The organism is Mycobacterium sp. IS-1590, from assembly GCF_001500025.1.
GTDB lineage: Bacteria > Actinomycetota > Actinomycetes > Mycobacteriales > Mycobacteriaceae > Mycobacterium.
The window spans coordinates 93830-114790 of the sequence record NZ_LQIW01000050.1; the positions used below are offsets into that span (position 1 = coordinate 93830).

The 20961-nt window shown below is 67.4% G+C and carries 17 protein-coding genes; 9 read left to right on the plus strand and 8 right to left on the minus strand.

Annotation, left to right across the window (positions count from 1 at the left end):
* The first annotated feature begins 20 nt into the window (after window positions 1–20).
* Window positions 21–3566, plus strand: coding sequence for a DNA polymerase III subunit alpha (dnaE, locus tag AU197_RS24005; RefSeq protein WP_064406159.1), 3546 nt, complete (start codon window positions 21–23; stop codon window positions 3564–3566).
* Window positions 3567–3569: 3 nt separating this feature from the next.
* On the opposite strand, the gene AU197_RS24010 is transcribed toward dnaE, so the two are convergent.
* A complete protein-coding gene (locus AU197_RS24010; protein WP_156434544.1) occupies window positions 3570–4253 on the minus strand; it encodes a hypothetical protein in 684 nt (227 codons plus the stop codon).
* Between the two features lie 30 nt (window positions 4254–4283).
* Between AU197_RS24010 and AU197_RS24015 the strand changes: the two genes are divergently transcribed.
* Window positions 4284–4697 carry an SRPBCC family protein gene (locus AU197_RS24015; RefSeq protein ID WP_064406162.1) on the plus strand — a complete coding sequence of 138 codons (414 nt, stop codon included), beginning with the start codon at window positions 4284–4286 and terminating at the stop codon, window positions 4695–4697.
* Here the strand turns inward: AU197_RS24015 and AU197_RS24020 are convergent.
* On the minus strand, window positions 4694–4924 hold the full coding sequence (locus tag AU197_RS24020; RefSeq protein WP_064406408.1) for a hypothetical protein: 231 nt from the start codon (window positions 4922–4924) through the stop codon (window positions 4694–4696). The genes AU197_RS24015 and AU197_RS24020 overlap by 4 nt on opposite strands.
* A gap of 88 nt (window positions 4925–5012) precedes the next feature.
* On the opposite strand from AU197_RS24020, the gene AU197_RS24025 reads away from it, so the two are divergent.
* Together AU197_RS24025 and ilvA are read left to right on the plus strand one after the other, a co-directional pair.
* Window positions 5013–5450 (plus strand): nitroreductase family deazaflavin-dependent oxidoreductase, encoded by a 438-nt coding sequence (locus tag AU197_RS24025; RefSeq protein ID WP_064406164.1) that lies wholly within the window; start codon window positions 5013–5015, stop codon window positions 5448–5450.
* A gap of 29 nt (window positions 5451–5479) precedes the next feature.
* On the plus strand, window positions 5480–6760 hold the full coding sequence (ilvA, locus tag AU197_RS24030) for a threonine ammonia-lyase IlvA (RefSeq protein WP_064406166.1): 1281 nt from the start codon (window positions 5480–5482) through the stop codon (window positions 6758–6760).
* A gap of 74 nt (window positions 6761–6834) precedes the next feature.
* Here ilvA and treZ read toward each other — a convergent pair whose 3' ends face one another.
* Genes treZ through sucT form a run of 4 tightly spaced genes read right to left on the minus strand, consistent with a single transcriptional unit; the run spans window position 6835 to window position 15209 of the window.
* Window positions 6835–8559: a malto-oligosyltrehalose trehalohydrolase gene (treZ, locus tag AU197_RS24035; protein WP_064406168.1), complete on the minus strand. Its 1725-nt coding sequence runs from the start codon at window positions 8557–8559 to the stop codon at window positions 6835–6837.
* Window positions 8552–10855, minus strand: a complete 2304-nt coding sequence (gene treY, locus AU197_RS24040; protein WP_064406170.1) for a malto-oligosyltrehalose synthase — start codon at window positions 10853–10855, stop codon at window positions 8552–8554. The genes treZ and treY overlap by 8 nt, the downstream gene beginning before the upstream one ends.
* A complete protein-coding gene (glgX, locus tag AU197_RS24045; RefSeq protein ID WP_064406411.1) occupies window positions 10855–13032 on the minus strand; it encodes a glycogen debranching protein GlgX in 2178 nt (725 codons plus the stop codon). The genes treY and glgX overlap by 1 nt, the downstream gene beginning before the upstream one ends.
* Entirely contained in the window at window positions 13032–15209 is a 2178-nt protein-coding gene (gene sucT / locus AU197_RS24050; RefSeq protein ID WP_064406172.1) for an acetyltransferase SucT, read from the minus strand. The genes glgX and sucT overlap by 1 nt, the downstream gene beginning before the upstream one ends.
* A 32-nt stretch (window positions 15210–15241) precedes the next feature.
* Here sucT and AU197_RS24055 point away from each other — a divergent pair, with 32 nt between their 5' ends.
* From AU197_RS24055 to AU197_RS24070, 4 genes are all read left to right on the plus strand, one after another.
* Complete coding sequence (locus AU197_RS24055) at window positions 15242–16525, plus strand: adenosylmethionine--8-amino-7-oxononanoate transaminase (RefSeq protein ID WP_064406174.1); 1284 nt, start codon at window positions 15242–15244, stop codon at window positions 16523–16525.
* A 70-nt stretch (window positions 16526–16595) separates the two neighbouring features.
* Window positions 16596–17744 carry an 8-amino-7-oxononanoate synthase gene (locus AU197_RS24060; protein WP_064406176.1) on the plus strand — a complete coding sequence of 383 codons (1149 nt, stop codon included), beginning with the start codon at window positions 16596–16598 and terminating at the stop codon, window positions 17742–17744.
* Window positions 17741–18406: a dethiobiotin synthase gene (gene bioD, locus AU197_RS24065; protein ID WP_064406177.1), complete on the plus strand. Its 666-nt coding sequence runs from the start codon at window positions 17741–17743 to the stop codon at window positions 18404–18406. The genes AU197_RS24060 and bioD overlap by 4 nt, the downstream gene beginning before the upstream one ends.
* Before the next feature lie 2 nt (window positions 18407–18408).
* The gene (locus AU197_RS24070; protein ID WP_064406413.1) at window positions 18409–18930 is read left to right on the plus strand and encodes a 2'-5' RNA ligase family protein; all 522 of its coding nucleotides are present in this window, start codon (window positions 18409–18411) and stop codon (window positions 18928–18930) included.
* Here the strand turns inward: AU197_RS24070 and AU197_RS24075 are convergent.
* Both AU197_RS24075 and AU197_RS24080 read right to left on the minus strand, forming a co-directional pair.
* The gene (locus tag AU197_RS24075) at window positions 18923–19267 is read right to left on the minus strand and encodes an MmcQ/YjbR family DNA-binding protein (RefSeq protein ID WP_064406179.1); all 345 of its coding nucleotides are present in this window, start codon (window positions 19265–19267) and stop codon (window positions 18923–18925) included. The genes AU197_RS24070 and AU197_RS24075 overlap by 8 nt on opposite strands.
* Window positions 19268–19284: 17 nt before the next feature.
* The gene (locus tag AU197_RS24080) at window positions 19285–19890 is read right to left on the minus strand and encodes a TetR/AcrR family transcriptional regulator C-terminal domain-containing protein (protein ID WP_064406180.1); all 606 of its coding nucleotides are present in this window, start codon (window positions 19888–19890) and stop codon (window positions 19285–19287) included.
* A gap of 72 nt (window positions 19891–19962) precedes the next feature.
* On the opposite strand from AU197_RS24080, the gene bioB reads away from it, so the two are divergent.
* Entirely contained in the window at window positions 19963–20958 is a 996-nt protein-coding gene (bioB, locus tag AU197_RS24085) for a biotin synthase BioB (RefSeq protein ID WP_064346184.1), read from the plus strand.
* The last annotated feature ends 3 nt before the right edge of the window (window positions 20959–20961 follow it).

Genomic DNA, 20961 nt, shown 5'->3' on the forward strand with positions numbered 1-20961 from the left:
GGTCATAGACTGGCCCTCCTATGAGCCCTTCGGATTCGCGGTCGTTCGTGCACCTGCATAACCACACCGAGTACTCGATGCTGGACGGTGCCGCGAAGGTCAAGCCGATGCTCGCCGAAGCTCAGCGTCTGGAGATGCCCGCGATCGGGATGACCGACCACGGAAACATGTTCGGCGCCAGCGAGTTCTACAACGCCGCCACCGAGGCCGGGATCAAGCCGATCATCGGTGTCGAGGCCTACATCGCGCCGGGTTCGCGATTCGACACCAAGCGCATCCTGTGGGGCGATCCCGGCCAGAAGGGCGACGACGTATCCGGAAGCGGGTCCTACACCCACATGACGATGGTGGCCGAGAACGCCACCGGGTTGCGCAACCTGTTCAAGCTGTCCTCCCTCGCGTCGTTCGAGGGTCAACTCGGCAAGTGGTCGCGCATGGACGCCGAACTGATCGCCGAGCACGCCGAGGGCATCATCGCCACCACCGGCTGTCCGTCGGGCGAGGTGCAGACCCGGCTGCGGCTCGGCCACGTCGACGAGGCCGTGGCTGCGGCCGCCAAGTGGCGCGACATCTTCGGGCCGGACAACTTCTTCCTCGAGCTGATGGACCACGGCCTCGACATCGAGCGCCGGGTGCGCGAGGGGTTGCTCGACATCGGGCGCAAGCTGGGCATCCGGCCGCTGGCCACCAACGACTGCCACTACGTCACCCGCGACGCCGCCCAGAATCACGAGGCGCTGCTGTGCATCCAGACCGGCAAGACGCTCTCGGATCCGAACCGGTTCAAGTTCGACGGTGACGGCTACTTCCTCAAGACGGCCGCCGAGATGCGAGCGCTGTGGGACGACCAGGTGCCCGGAGCATGTGACTCGACGCTGCTGATCGCCGAGCGGGTCTCGTCCTACGAGGACGTGTGGACGGTCCGCGACCGGATGCCGGTCTTCCCCGTGCCCGAGGGCCACACCCAGGAGTCCTGGCTGCGGCACGAGGTCCGCGCCGGGCTCGAGCGTCGCTTCCCTTCCGGTGACGTACCGCAGGAGTACACCGACCGCGCCGACTACGAGATCAAGGTCATCTGCGACAAGGGCTACCCGTCCTACTTCCTCATCGTCGCCGACCTGATCAACTACGCGCGTTCGGTCGACATCCGAGTCGGGCCCGGCCGCGGGTCGGCCGCCGGGTCGCTGGTCGCCTACGCACTGGGCATCACCAACATCGACCCGATCCCGTACGGGCTGCTGTTCGAGCGGTTCCTCAACCCCGAGCGGGTGTCGATGCCCGACATCGACATCGACTTCGACGACCGCCGCCGCGGCGAGATGCTGCGGTACGCCGCCAACAAGTGGGGCAGCGACCGGGTCGCCCAGGTGATCACCTTCGGTACCATCAAAACCAAAGCGGCGCTGAAGGATTCGGCGCGCGTGCATTACGGCCAGCCCGGCTTCGCGATCGCCGACCGGATCACCAAGGCGCTGCCTCCGCCGATCATGGCGAAGGACATCCCGCTGTCGGGGATCACCGACCCCAACCACGAGCGGTACAAGGAGGCCGCCGAGGTCCGGGGGTTGATCGACACCGACCCCGACGTCCGCACCATCTACGAGACGGCGCGTGGGCTGGAGGGCCTGGTCCGCAACGCCGGTGTGCACGCCTGCGCGGTGATCATGAGCTCCGAGCCGCTCATCGACGCGATCCCGCTGTGGAGGCGCCCCCAGGACGGCGCGATCATCACCGGCTGGGACTACCCGTCGTGCGAGGCCATCGGCCTGCTGAAGATGGACTTTCTCGGGCTGCGCAACTTGACGATCATCGGGGACGCGCTGGACAACATCCGGGCCAACCGCGGCATCGAGCTCGACCTCGAATCCGTCTCACTCGACGACAAGGCCACCTACGAGCTGTTGGGCCGTGGCGACACGCTCGGCGTGTTCCAGCTCGACGGCGGGCCGATGCGCGACCTGCTGCGGCGCATGCAGCCGACCGGGTTCGAGGACGTCGTCGCGGTGATCGCGCTCTACCGCCCCGGCCCGATGGGCATGAACGCCCACAACGACTACGCCGACCGCAAGAACGGCCGCCAGGCGATCAAGCCGATCCACCCGGAACTCGAAGAGCCGCTGCGCGAGATCCTCGCCGAGACCTACGGCCTGATCGTCTACCAAGAGCAGATCATGCGGATCGCGCAGAAGGTGGCCGGGTACTCGCTGGCCCGAGCCGACATTCTCCGAAAAGCCATGGGCAAGAAGAAGCGCGAAGTCCTGGAAAAGGAGTTCGAGGGCTTCTCCGAGGGCATGAAGGCCAACGGTTTCTCTGCCGCCGCCATCAAGGCGCTGTGGGACACCGTGCTGCCGTTCGCCGACTACGCGTTCAACAAGTCGCACGCCGCCGGGTACGGCCTCGTCTCGTACTGGACGGCCTACCTCAAGGCCAACTTCCCCGCCGAGTACATGGCCGGGCTGCTCACGTCGGTCGGTGACGACAAGGACAAGGCCGCGGTGTACCTGGCCGACTGCCGGAAACTGGGCATCACGGTGCTCCCGCCCGATGTCAACGAGTCGGGGCTGAACTTCGCCTCGGTGGGCGAGGACATCCGCTACGGGCTCGGGGCGGTGCGCAACGTCGGGGCCAATGTCGTTGCCTCGCTGATCAACACGCGCACCGAGAAGGGGAAGTACATCGACTTCTCCGACTACCTGAACAAGATCGAGATCGGTGCCTGCAACAAGAAGGTCACCGAGTCGCTGATCAAGGCCGGCGCGTTCGACTCGCTGGGACACCCGCGCAAAGGGTTGTTCCTCATCCACACCGACGCCGTCGATTCCGTGCTCGGCACCAAGAAGGCCGAGGCGATGGGGCAGTTCGACCTGTTCGGAGGCGCCGACACGGCCACCGACGCGGTGTTCACCATCAAGGTGCCCGACGAGGAGTGGGAGGACAAGCACAAACTCGCGCTGGAACGCGAGATGCTCGGCCTCTATGTGTCCGGTCATCCGCTCAACGGCATCGCCCACCTGTTGGCCGCCCAGGTCGACACCGCGATCCCGGCCATCCTCGACGGCGACCTCCCCAACGACACCCAGGTGCGCGTCGGCGGCATCCTGGCTTCGGTCAACCGCAGGGTCAACAAGAACGGGTTACCTTGGGCCTCGGCGCAATTGGAGGACCTGACCGGCGGCATCGAGGTGCTGTTCTTCCCGCAGACCTACTCGACGTTCGGCGGCGAGATCGCCGACGACGCCGTCGTGCTGGTCGGTGCGAAGGTGGCGATCCGCGACGATCGGATCTCGTTGATCGCCAATGACCTTGTGGTGCCGGACTTCTCGAATGCGCAACTGGATCGACCGCTCGCGGTTAGCCTGCCGACCCGGCAGTGCACCGTCGACAAGGTGACCGCGCTCAAACAGGTCCTGGCCCGCCATCCCGGCACGTCACAGGTTCATCTGCGGCTGATCAGCGGGGAGCGGATCACCACGCTGGAGCTCGACACATCGCTGCGCGTCACGCCCTCGTCGGCCCTGATGGGCGACCTCAAGGCCCTGCTGGGTCCCGGCTGCCTCGGCGGCTGACGATCAATTCAGGACATTCACCGCCCGCGCGATGACGAGTCCGGCGGTGCCCAGTGCGACGATCGCCTGCACCGTCATCATCATCTTGGCCCACCGGGCGAGCGGCATGGTGTCGGTCGGGGAGAACGCCATCACGTTCGTCACGCTGACATAGAGGTAGTCGACGAATGTCGGACGCCAATCCGGTTCGGCCACATGCGGAGTCGTCATCTGTGGGAACAGGAAATCGGGATAGGGCCGTTCGCCCGCATGCCGCGCGAAGGGCCCACCCCTGTCCAGCTCCCAGTACCAAATGCCGAACACGATCACGTTCGTGACGATGATCGACGCGCCGCTGCCGAGCAGCACCGCCGCGTCGTTGCTTTCGTCGCCGCTGAGGATGCCGACGGCCAGCACGACCGCCGACAGCGTGTTGTCGAGGGTGATCGCCGCCAGCAGGACCCATGTGGTGTACCGGCCGAACCGCGTGCGCCGGGTCATGACGCGCGGGTTGATCGCCAGCAGCGCCAACAGCAGAAGTGCCTCCAGCAGCACCAGCGGCCACCGGGGTACCAGCGTGTAGCCCTTCGGGATTGCGAGCTGCAACGCCATCACGGCCATCACCGCGATCAGAACGGGCAGCGTGCTTTCCGGATCACCGCGCCGCAGCCAGGCCGGCGCGCGGTGCTGTTCGGGCGGTGATTCCATCACGTCATTCTGATGCGCGAGGATGGTCGGATGGAGTCACGACACGTCAGCATCTGGATCGCCGCGCGACCCGAGGCGGTCTACGAGTTCGCCGCGGATCCGCAGACGTGGCCGCGGTGGGCGGCTGGTCTCGCGCAGGGCGGACTTCGCCAGTCCGCCGGCGGCTGGGTCGCCGACTCACCGATGGGCGAGGTGACCGTCGAGTTCTCGCCGCGCAACGATTTCGGCGTGCTCGATCACGTCGTGCGGCTGCCCACCGGGGAAGCGGTCTACAACCCGGTGCGGGTGCAGCCCTGGAGCGTGCCGACCGACGCCGACGCGGCACGCTGCGAGGTGGTGTTCAGCGTGCGACGACGGTCCGGAATGACCGACGAGGAGTTCGATGCCGACACCGAGGCGGTGGCCGCCGACCTGGCGACGCTGAAGAGGCTGATCGAGGACTAGGGGCGCGCCGAGCACAGCGCGCTGAACGCGAGCCATGTGACGGTGCCGACCGCCGCGCCGACCAGCACCGCGGTGGCCGCCGTCGCGGTGGCAATCCCGACCACCAACGCCACCAGCGCGCCGAGCACGAGGGCGATCAGCTTGTACGCCGGCCACGGCACGCCCGCGACCGACACGTCGCACGTCGCGCGTGCGGCTGCGGTGCGGAAGTTACCTGCGGTGGTCATGGCATCCACGATAGCTCGTAATCAAATTTTCGGCCAGCCGAAACACCGAATCAGGTTGGCGGATCTACAGCGAGTCTAAGCTGGTGAAATGCCACTTTCCGGAGAGTATGCACCCAGTCCGTGGGACTGGGTGCGCGAACACGCCGACCAGATCACGGAGTCCGGCACCACCGAGGGTGTGGACATGAAAGGTAAGCCCCTCATCCTTCTGACGACCGTCGGCGCGAAGACCGGCAAAATCCGCAAGACCCCGTTGATGCGGGTGGAACACGACGGCCAGTACGCGGTCGTGGCCTCGTTGGGCGGCGCCCCGAAGCATCCGGTCTGGTACCACAACATCAAGGCTCATCCGCGGGTCGAACTGCAGGATGGGGCGGTGACCAGGGAGTATGACGCGCGGGAGGTCACCGGGGACGAGAAGGCCGTCTGGTGGGAGCGCGCCGTGGAGGCGTGGCCGGACTACGCCGAGTATCAGAAGAAGACCGACCGCCAGATACCGGTGTTCGTGCTGACACCGATTTCTTGAGAACCGCTGGTTGGTGGCACCATTGACCAGTGTCCGCTGAACTGAGCCAAAGCCCGAGGACGTCGCCGCTTCGTGCGGTGGATATCGACGAGGCCGCTCAGCGAATTGCGGACGTCGTGCTGCGCAGCCCGCTGGAGCTCAGCGAGCGGTTGTCGGACGCCACGGGCGCGACGGTGTATCTGAAGCGCGAGGATCTGCAGCCCGTACGGTCCTACAAGCTGCGCGGCGCGCACAACCTGCTGATGCAGTTGTCGCCCGACGAGCTGGCCGCGGGCGTCGTGTGTTCGTCGGCGGGCAACCACGCGCAGGGCTTCGCGATGGCGTGCCGCTCGATGGGGGTCCGCGGCCGGGTCTATGTACCGGGCAAGACGCCCAAGCAGAAGCGCGACCGGATCCGCTACCACGGCCGCGAGTTCATCGAGCTGATCGTCGGCGGCAGGACCTACGACGACGCCGCGGCCGCCGCGGCCGAAGATATCGCGCGCACCGGTGCGACCTTGGTGCCGCCCTATGATGATCTGCGCACGATGGCCGGACAGGGCACGATCGCCGCCGAGATCCTCGATCAGCTCGACACCGAGCCCGACCTGGTCGTCGTTCCGGTCGGCGGTGGTGGATGCATCGCCGGCATCACCACCTATCTGGTCGAGCGCACCAACGGCACGTCGGTGTTGGGAGTCGAGCCGGCGGGGGCGCCCGCGATGATCGCGGCGCTGGCGGCGGGTGAGCCGGTGACGATCGACGACGTCGACCAGTTCGTCGATGGTGCGGCGGTGAACCGCGCGGGAACCCTGCCGTACGAGGTGCTGGCCGCGGCCGGCGACATGGTGTCGATGACGACCGTCGACGAGGGTGCCGTGTGCACCGCGATGCTCGACCTGTACCAGAACGAGGGCATCATCGCCGAGCCGGCGGGAGCGCTGTCGGTGGCCGCGTTGATGGAGGCCGACATCGCACCCGGATCGACGGTGGTGTGCGTGATCTCGGGTGGCAACAACGACGTGTCGCGCTACGGCGAGGTGCTTGAGCGTTCACTGGTCCATCTCGGTCTCAAGCACTATTTCCTGGTCGACTTCCCGCAGGAACCGGGTGCCCTGCGCAGATTCCTCGACCAGATCCTCGGCCCGAACGACGACATCACCTTGTTCGAGTACGTCAAGCGCAACAACCGCGAGACCGGCGAGGCGCTGGTCGGAATCGAGCTGGGTTCGGCAACCGACTTCGAGGGCCTGCTCGAGCGCATGCGCGCATCGGACATCCACGTCGAGGCGCTCGAACCCGACTCGCCGGCGTACCGTTACCTGCTCTGAGGCAGTCGGTTTCGCGCGTCCTGCGTCGAAACTGAAGCTGTGTCGCACTTTTCGCCGCCGCGTAGCGAATAAGTTCAGTTTCGGCGGATGACAGCGAAGGAGTGCCCCGGCACCCGCGTCGAATCCGCTCCGACCGTCGGCGGATCCCACGCCAGCACCACCTCGCCGGTGACCGGAACATCGACATCATCGGCGCCCAGATTGCACGCGATCGACAGCGACCCGCGGTGCAGCACGATCCAACGACGGTCTTCCTCGTAGTCGACCCCGAGGTTGTCCAGCCACGGGTCTGCCATGTCGGGCTCGTTGTGTCGCAACGCGATCAGCTCGCGGTACACCCGCCGCAACCGGCCGTGGTCACCCTCGTCGATCTCGTCCCAGTTCAGCTTCGAGCGCAAAAAGGTCTCGGGGTCCTGCGGATCGGGGATCTCGTCGGCGTCCCACCCGTGCTCGGCGAACTCGCGCTTGCGGCCCTCGGCCGTGGCCCGCGCCAGTTCCGGCTCCGGATGAGAGCTGAAGAACTGGAACGGCGACGACGACCCCCATTCCTCGCCCATGAAAAGCATGGCCGTGTAAGGGCTCGCGAGCGCCAAGGCCGCTTTGACGGCGAGTTGGCCGAACGTCAGGTTCTGCGACGGTCGGTCGCCGACCGCTCGGTTGCCCACCTGATCGTGGGTCAGCGTGTACGCCAACAATCGGGTGCCCGGGATCGTGGCGGTGTCCAGGGGACGCCCGTGTCTGCGGTGCCGGAACGACGAGTACGTGCCCGCGTGGTAGTAACCGTTCTTCAGCGTCGTGGCCAGCGCCTCGACGGTTCCGAAATCGTTGTAGTAGCCCTGCTGTTCGCCGGACACGGCGGAGTGGATCGCGTGGTGGATGTCGTCGTCCCACTGCGCGGTCATCCCCAGACCGCCCTTGTCGCGGGGCGTGATGAGCCGCGGGTCGTTGAGGTCGCTCTCGGCGATCAACGACAGGGGCCGGCCCAACTCCGCGGCCAGCGCATCGGTTTGGGCCGACAGCTCTTCGAGGATGTGGATCGCCGTCGTGTCGACGAGCGCGTGCACCGCGTCCAGGCGCAGCCCGTCGGTGTGGAAGTCACGCATCCAGCGCAGCGCGCAGTCGATGATGTAGCGCCGCACCTCGTCGGCGTCGGCGTCGGCGATGTTGATCGACTCGCCCCACGGATTGCTGCCCGCGGACAGGTACGGTCCGAATTTGGGCAGGTAGTTTCCCGATGGGCCCAGGTGGTTGAACACGGCGTCGATCAGCACCCCGAGTCCGCGTTGGTGGCAGGCGTTGACCAGGCGCACCAGTGCGTCGGGACCGCCGTAGGGTTCGTGCACCGCGTACCAGAGCACGCCGTCGTAACCCCACCCGTGGGTGCCGCCGAACGCGTTGACCGGCATCAGCTCGACGAAATCGATCCCGAGATCGACGAGATAGTCGAGCTTCTCGATCACGGCGTCGAAAGTCCCTTCCGGAGTGAAGGTTCCGACGTGCAGCTCGTAGATCACCGCACCCTCGATCGAGCGGCCGGCCCAGTCGGCGTCCGTCCATGCCGACGGATCCGGTTGCCAGAGCTGCGATCTCTCGTGTACGCCGTCGGGCTGGCGGGGGGAGCGCGGGTCGGGGAGCACCTTCGGGTCGTCGTCGAGGACGAAGCCGTAGCGGGCCTCGGGCCCCGCCTCGACCTCGGCGCGCCACCACCCGTCGTCGGAACGGATCATCTCGTACAGCTCACCGTCGACATCGAGCCGGACCCGCTGCGGCCGCGGCGCCCACACGCTGAACTCAGGCATCGACCCGCTCCAACAAGACGACCGGCAGTTCGGTGAAGAGCTCGGCGACCAGCACCCGCCCGTTGTGCCGACGACCGCCGATGCGGTCCGCCCAGGTGCCTGGGGGCAGGACGAGAGCGGTTTCCCCCCAGCCGGTTTCAGAGAGCCGCACCGAATGCCGGGTCACCGCGGTCAACACGTCCTCACCGCGCAGGAACGCCAGGAGGTGTTGGGCCGCCGATCCGTCGGCCAGCACCGGGGTGTAGTCGCCCGACGCGAACGTCGCGGGCCGCTCCTGCCGAAGCGCCAGGGCGGAGGTGAGCACGCGCAGCTTCGGATGACGCATCGCTTGCAGCGCCTCGCGGCGGGCGCCGTAGTCGACGGGCCGGCGGTTGTCCGGATCGACCAGGCTGTCCTCCCAGAGCTCGGTGCCCTGGTAGACATCGGGGACCCCGGGCGCGGTGAGCGCCAACAGTTTCTGGCCGAGCGCATCGCTGCGGGCATACAGGTCGAGCCGCGCGACCAGACCAGTCAACTCGGTGCCCACCGGGCCATCGATCACGTCATCAAGCCAGGCATGCAGCCGGGACTCGAACCCATCGTCCGGATCGTTCCAGGTGGTGTGCACCGCAGCCTCGCGGATGGCCTTCTCCGCATAGGCGTGTAGCCGCTCACGCAACTCGCCGGACACCCGGCCGTCGGTCGGCCAGACCCCGAACATGTTCTGCAGCAGGAAGAATCCGGTGGCGGGGTCGGGAGGTGGGGTGCGTTGCTCCCAGGCCGTGACATACTCCGCCCACAGCGACGGGACCTGCGACAGCACTCCGATGCGCGCCCGCACGTCCTCGCCGCGCTTGGTGTCGTGGGTCGTCATCGCGACCATCGCTTCGGGCCACATCCGCGCGCGCACCGCGGCCCGCTGGTGGAACTCGGCGACGCTGACCCCGAAATGGTGCGGTTCGGAGCCGACTTCGTTGAGGGAGACGAGCCGGGCGTCACGGTAGAACAGGCAGTCCTCCATCGATTTCGCCGTCGCCGCGCCGCACAGCTGCTGCAACCGGACCTCGGCCTCCTTGCTGACCGCCAGTGCGGCCGCGATCGTCGCCAGTGGCTCCGCCAACTCCGGTTCCGCAGATGCTGTTTCGGCGAGTGCGCTGGGCAGGACACCCGACAGCGAGCGGTAGTCGGAGCGGTAGACGTGGATGCGGCTGAGCAGAGCGGCGATCGCGGCGGGCAGGTCGTCGTGGTCGGTGCCGATGGCGCCGATGATGGTGCGGCGCAACCGGGCGAGCTCGCTGCCCAGGGTCACCGTGACGGCATTCGCCTTGAGGGTGCGCGCGAGGTCGGGCATCGAGGTGTAGGCCACCCCGGTGGACTCGAACAGGTCGGTCAGCGCCTCTTCGCCCGAGGGATCGACGAACACCCCGCCGATTTCGCGCATCGCGTCGTAGCCGGTGGTGCCTGCGACCGGCAGCGTCGGTTCCAGGGGCTCGTCGGCGGCCAGGATCTTCTCGATCACGATCCAGGCGTCGGGTCCGGTGAGTTCACGCAGCCAGGTCAGATATCCGGCGGGGTCCGACAGCCCGTCCGGGTGGTCGATGCGGATGCCGTCGACCAGACCTTCGTCGAACCATCGTTTCACCTCCGCGTGCGTGGCGTCGAATACCGCGCGGTCTTCCTGGCGCAATCCGGCCAACGAGGTGATCGAGAAGAATCGGCGATAGCCGCAGACGCCGTTTTTCCAGCCGATCAGGTGATAGTGCTGGCGATCGTGCACCTGCGGACCGGTCCCGTCCTCGGTCCCGGGGGCGATCGGGTAGACGAGGTCACCGAGGCGCAGCACGGGTTCGTCACCGCTGGTGTCGACCTCGAGATCATTTGCGTCGTCGTCGGAACCGAGCACCGGCAGCACGACGCGCCCGCCGTCGAGATCCCAATCGATGTCGAAGAAAGACGCGTAGGCCGAGGTGCGCCCATGCTTGAGCACATCCCACCACCACGCGTTCTGCCGAGGTTTCTCCACACCCACGTGATTGGGCACGATATCGACGATCAAGCCGATGCCCTTGTCGCGCGCGGCGCGCGACAAGCTCGCGAACCCCTCGGGCCCACCGAGGTCGGCGGACACCGTAGTCGGGTCGGTGACGTCGTAGCCGTGCGTGGAGCCCTCGGCCGCGGTCAGGATCGGCGACAGGTACAGGTGCGAAACGCCGAGCGCCGAGTAGTAGTCGAGCAGTTTCTCGGCGTCGGCGAAAGTGAAAGCGTCGCCACGCATCTGGAGGCGGTACGTCGACCGGATCGGTGTGCGGCGCGTCATCACGCCGTCTTACGCATCACCAGCAGGGAGCGCGCCGGCAGCGAGATCTTCTCGCCGGCCTTGGCCACCAGGTCGGTGGCTCCGGCGGTGTCCGCGGTGTCCAGCGCCGCGGTCCACTCCTTCGCGTAGCTACCCGACGGGGTGACGAAAACCTGCGGACGGTCATGGGCGTTGAAGCACAACAGGAATGAGTCGTCGACGACTCGCTCCCCGCGTTCGTTCGGCGCCGCGATGGCGTCACCGTTGAGGAACACCGCAACACATTTGCCCAGCCCGGTACCCCAGTCCTCGAGGGTCATCTCCTCGCCCGCGGGGGTCAGCCACGCGATGTCGCGGATCTGGTCGCCGCTGCGGATCGGTTTGCCCTCGAAGAATCGTCGCCTGCGGAATACCGGATGGTCCTTGCGCAGCTGAATGACCTTGCGGGTGAACTCGAGCAGGTCTGCGTTTGTCTCGCACAGCGACCAGTCCATCCAGGAGATCTCGGAGTCCTGGCAGTAGACGTTGTTGTTGCCCCGCTGAGTGCGGCCGATCTCGTCGCCGTGCGAAATCATCGGTGTGCCCTGCGAAACCATCAGCGTGCCCATGATGTTGCGCATCTGCTTACCGCGCAGCGCCAGGATGTCCGGATCGTCGGTCGGGCCCTCGACGCCACAGTTCCAGGACCGGTTGTGGCTCTCGCCGTCGCGGTTGTCCTCGCCGTTGGCCTCGTTGTGTTTCTCGTTGTAGGACACAAGGTCGTTCAACGTGAAGCCGTCGTGGCAGGTGACGAAGTTGATGCTCGCGCTCGGGCGCCGGCCGGTCGCCTCGTAGAGGTCCGACGAACCGGTCAGCCGCGATGCGAACTCGCCGAGGGTCGCGGGCTCGCCCCGCCAGTAATCACGCACAGTGTCGCGATACTTCCCGTTCCATTCGGTCCACAAACCTGGGAAGTTGCCGACCTGGTAGCCCCCCTCGCCGACATCCCAGGGTTCGGCGATGAGCTTGACCTGGCTGACCACCGGATCCTGTTGCACCAGGTCGAAAAACGCGCTCAGGCGGTCGACGTCGTAGAATTCGCGGGCCAGGGTGGCGGCCAGGTCGAAACGGAACCCGTCGACGTGCATATCCATCACCCAGTAGCGCAACGAGTCCATGATCAGCTGCAGGGTGTGCGGGTGGCGGGCGTTGAGGCTGTTGCCGGTACCGGTGAAGTCCTTGTACAGGCGCAGATCGCCGTCGAGCAGCCGGTAGTAGGCGGCGTTGTCGATGCCGCGGAAGTTCAGCGTCGGGCCGAGGTGGTTGCCCTCGGCGGTGTGGTTGTAGACCACGTCGAGGATGACCTCGATCCCGGCCTCGTGGAAGGAGCGGACCATGTTCTTGAACTCGGCGACCGCGCCGCCGGCATGCTTGTTCGCGGCATACTCGTGGTGTGGTGCGAAGAATCCGAAAGTGTTGTAGCCCCAGTAGTTTCGCAGACCAAGGTCGATGAGCCGGTGGTCGTGGAGGAACTGGTGTACCGGCATCAACTCGATGGCGGTCACGTTCAGCGACTTGAGGTGGTCGATGATCACCGGGTGGTGCAGGCCCGCGTAGGTGCCGCGGAGCCCCTCGGGGACACCGGGATGGCGCTGCGTCATGCCCTTGACGTGGGCCTCGTAGATCACCGTCTCGTGGTACGGCGTGCGCGGTGCGCGGTCCGATACCCAGTCGAAGTACGGGTTGATCACGACGCTGGTCATGGTGTGCCCCAGGGAGTCGACGCGGGGCGGGGTACCGCCGGAGGCCAGATCCTCGGCGTTCAGGTCGTAGGAGAACAGCGCCTGGGAGAACGTGAAATCACCGTGGAACGACTTGCCGTACGGGTCGAGCAGCAGCTTGCTCGGGTCGCACCGGTGACCCGATGCGGGGTCCCACGGGCCGTGCACGCGAAAGCCGTAGCGCTGCCCGGGGGTGACTGTCGGTAGGTAGCAGTGCCAGACGTAGCCGTCGACCTCGTCGAGGTTGATCCGCTCTTCGCTACCGTCCTTGCCGATCAGGCACAGTTCGACGCGATCGGCCACCTCGGAGAACACCGAGAAGTTGGTGCCCGCGCCGTCGTAGGTTGCGCCCAGGGGATAGGCCGCTCCCGGCCAGACGGTGGGTACGGAAGTCTCCGGTCCTCCTCGCGTGCGGGAAGCCGGTTCGCCGGAAGGCATCAGCCAACCCACCAACCGGTGGCGGCGGCGATCTGACGGCCGAGTTCGGGAGCCATCGTGCGCATGTACGTCTTCGAAATGTGATGAGCGTCGTGGTAGAGCAACACGTTCCCCTCCACGGCTCGGCAGATATCCTTGCGGCACACCGCATCACTCATGTCGAGCGGCTTCATCAACGGGAACCGTTCGACGAAATCGAGCGTCGGGTTCCGTTCTGAGAGTACGTCGGATCGCCGTGTTCCACAGGAGATGGCGTCACCGCCGTCGGCCAGGCAGTCAGCGGCGAAGAACGGTTCACCGTTCCGGACCAGCCACGGCGTATCCCGCATGGCCAAGATCGGGATCTTGTTGGCGGACAATTCCTGCCAGATGCCGACATACGTCGCGGGCATCACATCGCCGGCCCTGATGTTCCAGGGTCGGGTGGAGGTCGTGAAGACGTAGTCGGGCCGGTCGGCCACGATCTTGGCCATCGCCCGCTTGTTCCACTCGTGGCACTTCGGGTACGGGCGGTTGTCGCCCATCACCAGCGGTACCTCTTCGGTGGTCAACGGGCACCCCATCTTCAGGTAGGTGACCACCTTGAAGTGGTGTCGTTTGCCGAGCAGGTCGAGTGCGGTGATCCAGTGCTCTGCGTGCGACCCGCCGGCCAGCGCGATCGTGCGCTTGGCGTTCTTGTCACCGTAGGTGCAGTTGATCACGTCGACGGTGTCGAAGTCGCTGATGCACCCGTCCTCGGTGGTCTCCGGTAGATCGTTCTTGGCCTCCAACACGCTCGGGCGCATCGGCAGCTTGGGGACCCTGGCATTGCTCAGCAGCGCAGCGGCGCCGGGGTAGTCCTGTGTCGAGAGCGACAGCAGCTCCGCCCCGTTGGTGCGTTGGACGAGCACATGCTCACGCCAGGTGAACGAGGTGACGGTCAACGCGACACCCAGCAGGGCGACCACCGACCCCAGCACCACCGGCGGCCTGCGGCGGCGCGTCTTCTTCGGAGCGGCCGTGCGCTGGGCCGAGGAACTGCGGTAGCGCAGCGGGTTCTCGACGTAGTTGGTCGTCAGCCACGCCAGCACGCCGGACACCAGCAAGACCACCGCTCCTTCGACGAAGGTGGCGCGGCTGTGGCCGGTGTAGGAGAGCCAGAAGATCAGCAACGGCCAGTGCCAGAGATACAGCGAGTAGGCCATCGCACCCAGCGACACGAAGGGCGCCGTGGCCAGCAGGCGGTTGGGTAGCGGCATCCGGCCCGCGGTGTGCGGGTCGGCGACCCGGTTCGCCGCGGACAAGATGAACAGGACGGTGGCGCCGACCGGTACCAGCGCCCACGGCCCGGGGAACTCTTTGACACCGTCGATCAGCGCTCCGCACGCCAGGATCGCGGCCAGCGCCACCACCGCGGCCGTCGTCCGCAGCCACATCGGCATCCGCAGATGTGTCACGAGTGCGCCGACGAGCGCCCCGAGCAGCAGCTCCCACGCCCGGGCGAAGCTGTTGTAGTAGGCGGTGGCCTGGTCGGTGTTGTGGGCGTAGATGGCGTAGACGAACGACGCGATGGTCAGCACGCTGAGCAGCACGACGAATGCCACGCGCGTGTACCGGCCGAAGACCCGCCGGAACAGCAAGGCGGACAGGAAGATTATCGCGAGGAACGCGATGTAGAACTGCCCCTGCACCGACATCGACCAGATGTGCTGCAGCGGGCTCACTGCCTCGCCTGCGCGCAGGTAGTTCGACGCGGAGTTGGCCAGTTCCCAGTTCTGGAAGTAGCCGAGGCTGGCCAGGCTCTGATCGGCGAAGGTCTCCCAGCGCGTCTGAGGCTGGATCAGGACGGTGAGCAGCGCGGAGGCCGCGAGCACCACGACCAGCGCGGGCAACAGCCGCCGGATCAGCCGTGTCACCTCAGGCCCCGGCCGCAGCGACACACCCGGTGTCATCGCCGCGCGCAGCAGCCGGCCGCCGAAGAAGAAGCCGGACAGCGCGAGGAACACGTCCACACCGCCGGACACCCGGCCGAACCACACGTGGAAGACGGCGACGAGCGCGATGGCGATGCCGCGCAGGCCGTCGAGGTCGTGTCGGTAGGCCGCCGGCGGACGGGTGCCGCTCGGAGCTTTCGCGGCGCGCGACGGACGTCCCGGATAGCGGACGGGCGCCGACCGGGGAGGAGCGAGGGTCATCATGGTCGACCGATAATCTACCGAAGGTGCCAGCCATGACGCCTGCCGAGATCGGTGCGATCGACGCCGCCCACGTCTGGCATCCCTATAGCACCATCGGCGCGGAAGCCTTGGCTCCCGTCGTCGCGGTCGGGGCGCACGGCGCCTGGCTCACCGTCCATCACGACGGTCGCGAACTGCGCGTTCTCGACGCGATGGCATCGTGGTGGACCGCGATCCACGGCCATGGCCATCCGGTGCTCGATGCGGCGATCACCGATCAGCTCGCCACCATGAATCACGTCATGTTCGGCGGGCTCACCCACGAACCGGCCGCGCGGCTCGCACAGTTGCTCGTCGAGGTCACCCCCGACGGCCTGGACACCGTGTTCTTCAGCGACTCGGGATCGGTGTCGGTCGAGGTCGCCGTGAAGATGGCGCTGCAGTACTGGCGCAGCATGGGCCGCGGCACCAAGCATCGCCTGATGACCTGGCGCGGGGGCTACCACGGCGACACCTTCACTCCGATGAGCGTGTGCGACCCCGACGGCGGGATGCACTCGCTGTGGACCGATGTGCTGATGACGCAGGAGTTCGCGCCGCCGGTCCCGCGCGACTACGACCCCGGATACACCGAGGCGTTCGAGAGGCAACTGGTCGAACACGCCGATGAACTGGCCGCGGTGATCGTCGAACCCGTCGTGCAGGGCGCGGGCGGGATGCGGTTTCACGACCCGCGCTACCTCGCCGGGCTCCGCGACATCTGCTCCCGGCACGACGTGCTGCTGATCTTCGACGAGATCGCGACCGGTTTCGGCCGCACCGGGGAATTGTTCGCGGCCGACCACGCGGGTGTGAGCCCCGACATCATGTGCGTCGGCAAGGCGCTCACCGGCGGCTACATCACGCTGGCGGCCACGCTGTGCACGCGCGACGTCGCGCACACGATCGGCTCGAACGAGCCGGGCGCGCTGATGCACGGACCCACGTTCATGGCCAACGCGCTCGCGTGTGCGGTCGCGGTTGCCGCGGTCGAGGTGCTGCTCGAGCAGGATTGGCGGGCGCGAGTGCGCGAGATCGAGGCGGGACTGCGTTCGGGGTTGGCCGCGGCGTCGGGGCTACCCGGCGTGGCTGACGTGCGGGTGCTCGGCGCGATCGGGGTGATCGAAATGGACCGGCCCGTCGACCTGACCGTGGCGACGCCGGCCGCCCTGGAGAACGGGCTCTGGCTGCGCCCGTTCCGCAACCTCATTTACGCGATGCCGCCGTACATCTGCACGCCCGGCGAGATCGACCAGATCACCTCGGGGATGGTCGCGGTCGCCCAAGCGCTGGGTTGAGACGCCGTTTGTGCGCTCGCGCGCGGGTGCCCTAACCTGAACGCTGTTCAAGTCCGATGCGAGGAGCACGGTGACGCGCGCAGGTCTCTCACCGCTGGCGTGGCTCGACGATGTCGAAAGGCAGCGGCGCGCCGCGGGTCTGCGACGTTCCCTGCGCCCGCGGCCACCGGTAGGCACCGAACTCGACCTGGCCTCCAACGATTATCTGGGCCTGTCGCAGCATCCCGAGGTCATCGAAGGCGGGGTGGCTGCACTGCGGACCTGGGGTGCGGGTTCCACCGGATCGCGGCTGGTGACCGGAAACACCGAACTGCACGAAGGGTTCGAAGCCGCGCTGGCCGCATTCGTCGGCGCGGAGGCCGCGTTGGTGTTCTCGTCGGGCTACACCGCCAACCTCGGCGCGGTCGTCGCGCTGTCGGGTGCCGGGTCGCTGCTGGTGTCCGACGCCTTGACACACGCCTCGTTGGTCGACGCCTGCCGGCTGTCGCGGGCGCGGGTCGTCGTCACGCCACACCGCGACGTAGCCGCGGTGGAGGCGGCCTTGGCGGCGCGCGATGAGGAGCGCGCGGTGGTGCTGACGGACTCGGTTTTCTCCGCCGACGGTGACCTTGCACCGTTGCGTGCGCTGCACGACGTGTGCCGACGCCACGGTGCACTGCTGATCGTCGACGAGGCCCACGGCCTCGGGGTGCGCGGCGCGGGCGGACGCGGCTTGCTGCACGAGGTCGGATTGGCCGGTGCGCCCGACATCGTGATGACCACGACGCTGTCCAAGGCGCTGGGCAGCCAGGGCGGTGTGGTGCTGGGCCCGGCGGCGGTGCGTGACCATTTGGTCGACGCGGCGCGGCCGTTCATCTTCGACACCGGGCTGGCGCCCGCCGCGATCGGTGCGGCCTGGGCCGCGCTCGACATCCTCATCGCCGAGCCGTGGCGCGCGCGGGCCGTGATAGACCGCGCCGCCGGGCTCGCATCGATCTGCTCGGTGACCCAGCGGCCCGAATCGGCCGTCGTATCGGTGGTTCTCGGTGATGCTGACGTCGCGTTCGGCGCCGCGCTGGCATGCCTGGACCGCGGTGTGCGGGTGGGATGTTTCCGGCCGCCGACCGTGCCCGCCGGCACGTCGAGGCTGCGGCTCACCGCGCGGGCGTCGCTGACCGACGACGAGATGCGTTCGGCGAGTGAGGTTCTCGCCGACGTGCTGGCGACCGTGCGCCGGTGAGCACGCTCCTCGTCACAGGCACCGACACCGGCGTCGGAAAGACGGTCGCCACCGCCGCGCTGGCGTGCCACGCCCGGCTGACCGGCATCGACGTCGCGGTGTGCAAACCCGTACAGACCGGCAGTCCCCACGATGACGACCTCGCCGACGTCGGGCGGCTCTCGGGTGTGATCCGACTGCACGGTGGGTGGCGATACCCCGAGCCGCTGGCGCCCGCCGCGGCCGCGCGCCGAGCGGGCATGACGCTGCCCACACGTTCCGAGCTCGTCGAGTCGGTGCGATCCGTGGCCGCGCCCCTGACGCTCGTGGAGGGGGCCGGCGGGCTGCTGGTCGAGATCGGGGCGAGGGCGACGCTACGTGACCTCGCAGCCGACCTGGGCGCGCCGGTGCTGGTCGTCGTCGCCGCGGGGCTCGGCACACTCAATCACACCGCGCTGACGCTGGAAGCCCTTGCGCACGCGGGCATTCCGTGCGCCGGCCTGGTCATCGGCGCGTGGCCGCCCGACCCGGGCCCCGCAGAACAGGGCAACCGCGAAGCCTTGGCCGAGCTGGCCCCGGTGCGGGGGATTCTGCCTGCGCATGCCGGCGCGCTGAGCGGGTCGGAGTTCGAGCGCATGAGCGCATCGGCTTTCGCCCCTGCGTGGGTCGCAGGCCTGGTGTGACGATGGTGCACTCAGTCGAGTTGGTCTTCGATCCGGACACGGACGCGAAGATCCGCGGTATCTGGGACGACCTGACGCGCGCGGGGATTCGCAGTCAGGCGAGCAACAAGTCCCCGACCAATCGGCCGCACCTCACGGTGACCGTCGCCGAGAACATCGACGAGGCGGTCAACACCGCCTTACGTCCAATACTGAAACTGCTGCCGCTGGCGTGCACCGTCGGGGCCCCGATGCTGTTCGGCAGTCGCGTCGTCACCTTGGTGCGGCTGGTGGTGCCCTCATCAGAACTGCTGGCGTTGCATCGCCAGGTGCATGAGCTGTGCCTGCCGCACATCCCGGGCGGCGTCCTGGGCCACGCCGATCCGGGGCAGTGGACGCCGCATGTGACGCTGGCGCGTCGCGTCGCGCCCGACAAGCTGCCGACGGCGCTGACGATCAGATCGGTGGGGCGCGAACTGCGGGGCGCGGTGACCGGCCTGCGTCACTGGGACGGCGACAACCGGGTCGAATATCCCATCAACTGACTGTTGCGCCAACGCTTTTCGGCACGCACATCCGCCAACCGTCGATCACCAGCTCGCGTAGCTCGTCGTGGTCGATCGCGTCGAGCTTGACCAGAATCCAGTTGAACCGCATCTCCGACTTGCGTGGCAGCGCGAACTTGTCGGGCTCGGCGGCCACCATCGCGGCCCGCTCCTCCTTGGGAAAGGCGACGCCCATCACCGTCTCGTCGCGCGAGAACGCGACGTAGACGAGGCGCCCCACCCGAAACCTGATGCTGTCGCGGACCACCGCCTCGTATGACCGCGGCAGCGTCGCGGTGATGCGCCGTACATCGTCGACGGTGATTACTGCGTCGATCCTCGTCGAGCGTGCGCTTATGCGCGAGAAATCGGCGAATCTTCGAGAACAAGCTCACGTTCACCGACGCGGATCCCGCTGATGAGCAGGCCCACCCCAAAGCGGAACCGTGCTGAGGCGTCCTCGGTCAACACCGACTGGTCGCCGGGCAGGTCGGCGCCGGCGGCGTCCCATTGCAGGCGCGACTGCTCGTCGACGGTGAAGCCCAGCACGTAGTACACGACGGTGCGGGCGGCCAACTCGGCGTGGCCGACGGGCACGCCGGCGTCGCAGGCCGCCTGGGTGAGCCGTTCGAGGATCTGCGCCATCGCGGTCGACTGCCCGGCCGCGAAGCTGGCCGACACCAACTCGGCGCCGTCGGTATGCGACAACAGCGCATCGCGCAGGGCCACGCAGATGCCCGACACCCGGTCCCGCCAGCCTCCGGTGGTGTCGCCGACGGGCTCGAGAATTCGGTCGGCGACCGCACCCAGAAGCTGCTGCTTGCTGGTGAAGTGCCAGTACAGCGCGCCGGGGGAGACCTCGAGCTCGCGCGCGAGGCGCCGCATCGTCAGGTCGTCGAGGCCGTAGCTGTCCAACAACGTCGCCGCCGCGGCCACCACGTCGCGTTTGTGAAGCTGCACGCCCGTACCCTAACCTGAACACCGTTCAATTGTCGGCTCGCCGACGTGTTCAATTCACAGGAAGGTGATCGGGTGAGCGACATTCTGGCAGTGGCCCGCGAGCAGGTGCTCGAGCGCGGCGAAGGCCTGAACCAGGACCAGACGCTGCAGGTGCTGCAGTTGCCCGATGATCGCCTCGACGACCTGTTGGCGTTGGCGCACGAGGTGCGCATGGCATGGTGCGGTCCCGACGTGGAGGTCGAGGGCATCATCAGCCTGAAGACCGGCGGCTGTCCCGAGGATTGCCACTTCTGTTCGCAGTCAGGACTTTTCGCCTCGCCGGTACGCAGCGCGTGGTTGGACGTGCCGAGCCTGGTGGAGGCGGCCAAGCAGACCGCCAAGACCGGTGCGACGGAATTCTGCATCGTGGCCGCCGTGCGCGGACCCGACGAGCGGCTGCTGGCACAGGTCGCTGCGGGGATCGAGGCGATCCGCAATGAGGTCGACATTCAGATCGCGTGTTCCCTGGGCATGTTGACCAAGGAACAGGTCGAGCGGCTCTCCGAGATGGGCGTGCACCGCTACAACCACAACCTGGAGACCGCGCGGTCGTTCTTCACCAACGTCGTCACCACGCACACGTGGGAAGAGCGCTGGGACACCCTGCAGATGGTGCGCGAGGCCGGCATGGAGGTGTGCTGCGGCGGAATTCTGGGCATGGGCGAAACCCTCGAACAGCGCGCCGAGTTCGCCGCGAACCTGGCCGAACTCGACCCGCACGAGGTGCCCCTGAACTTCCTCAACCCCCGACCCGGCACCCCGTTCGGCGATCTGGAGGTGCTGCCTGCCGCCGATGCGCTCAGGGCCGTCGCGGCCTTCCGCCTGGCGCTGCCGCGCACCATGCTGCGTTTTGCGGGCGGCCGGGAGATCACCCTCGGGGACCTCGGCGCCAAGAAGGGCATTCTCGGTGGGATCAACGCCGTCATCGTCGGCAACTACCTGACCACGCTGGGCCGGCCCGCCGAGGCCGACCTCGAACTGCTCGACGATCTGCAGATGCCGATCAAGGCGCTCAATGCCAGTCTCTGAGGC

Coding starts and splice junctions, on each gene's coding strand:
- dnaE (WP_064406159.1), top strand. CDS start 21: ATGAGCCCTTCGGATTCGCGGTCGTTCGTGCACCTGCATAACCACACC.
- AU197_RS24010 (WP_156434544.1), bottom strand. CDS start 4,253: ATGGAATCACCGCCCGAACAGCACCGCGCGCCGGCCTGGCTGCGGCGC.
- AU197_RS24015 (WP_064406162.1), top strand. CDS start 4,284: ATGGAGTCACGACACGTCAGCATCTGGATCGCCGCGCGACCCGAGGCG.
- AU197_RS24020 (WP_064406408.1), bottom strand. CDS start 4,924: ATGACCACCGCAGGTAACTTCCGCACCGCAGCCGCACGCGCGACGTGC.
- AU197_RS24025 (WP_064406164.1), top strand. CDS start 5,013: ATGCCACTTTCCGGAGAGTATGCACCCAGTCCGTGGGACTGGGTGCGC.
- treZ (WP_064406168.1), bottom strand. CDS start 8,559: ATGCCTGAGTTCAGCGTGTGGGCGCCGCGGCCGCAGCGGGTCCGGCTC.
- treY (WP_064406170.1), bottom strand. CDS start 10,855: ATGACGCGCCGCACACCGATCCGGTCGACGTACCGCCTCCAGATGCGT.
- glgX (WP_064406411.1), bottom strand. CDS start 13,032: ATGCCTTCCGGCGAACCGGCTTCCCGCACGCGAGGAGGACCGGAGACT.
- sucT (WP_064406172.1), bottom strand. CDS start 15,209: ATGATGACCCTCGCTCCTCCCCGGTCGGCGCCCGTCCGCTATCCGGGA.
- AU197_RS24055 (WP_064406174.1), top strand. CDS start 15,242: ATGACGCCTGCCGAGATCGGTGCGATCGACGCCGCCCACGTCTGGCAT.
- AU197_RS24070 (WP_064406413.1), top strand. CDS start 18,409: ATGGTGCACTCAGTCGAGTTGGTCTTCGATCCGGACACGGACGCGAAG.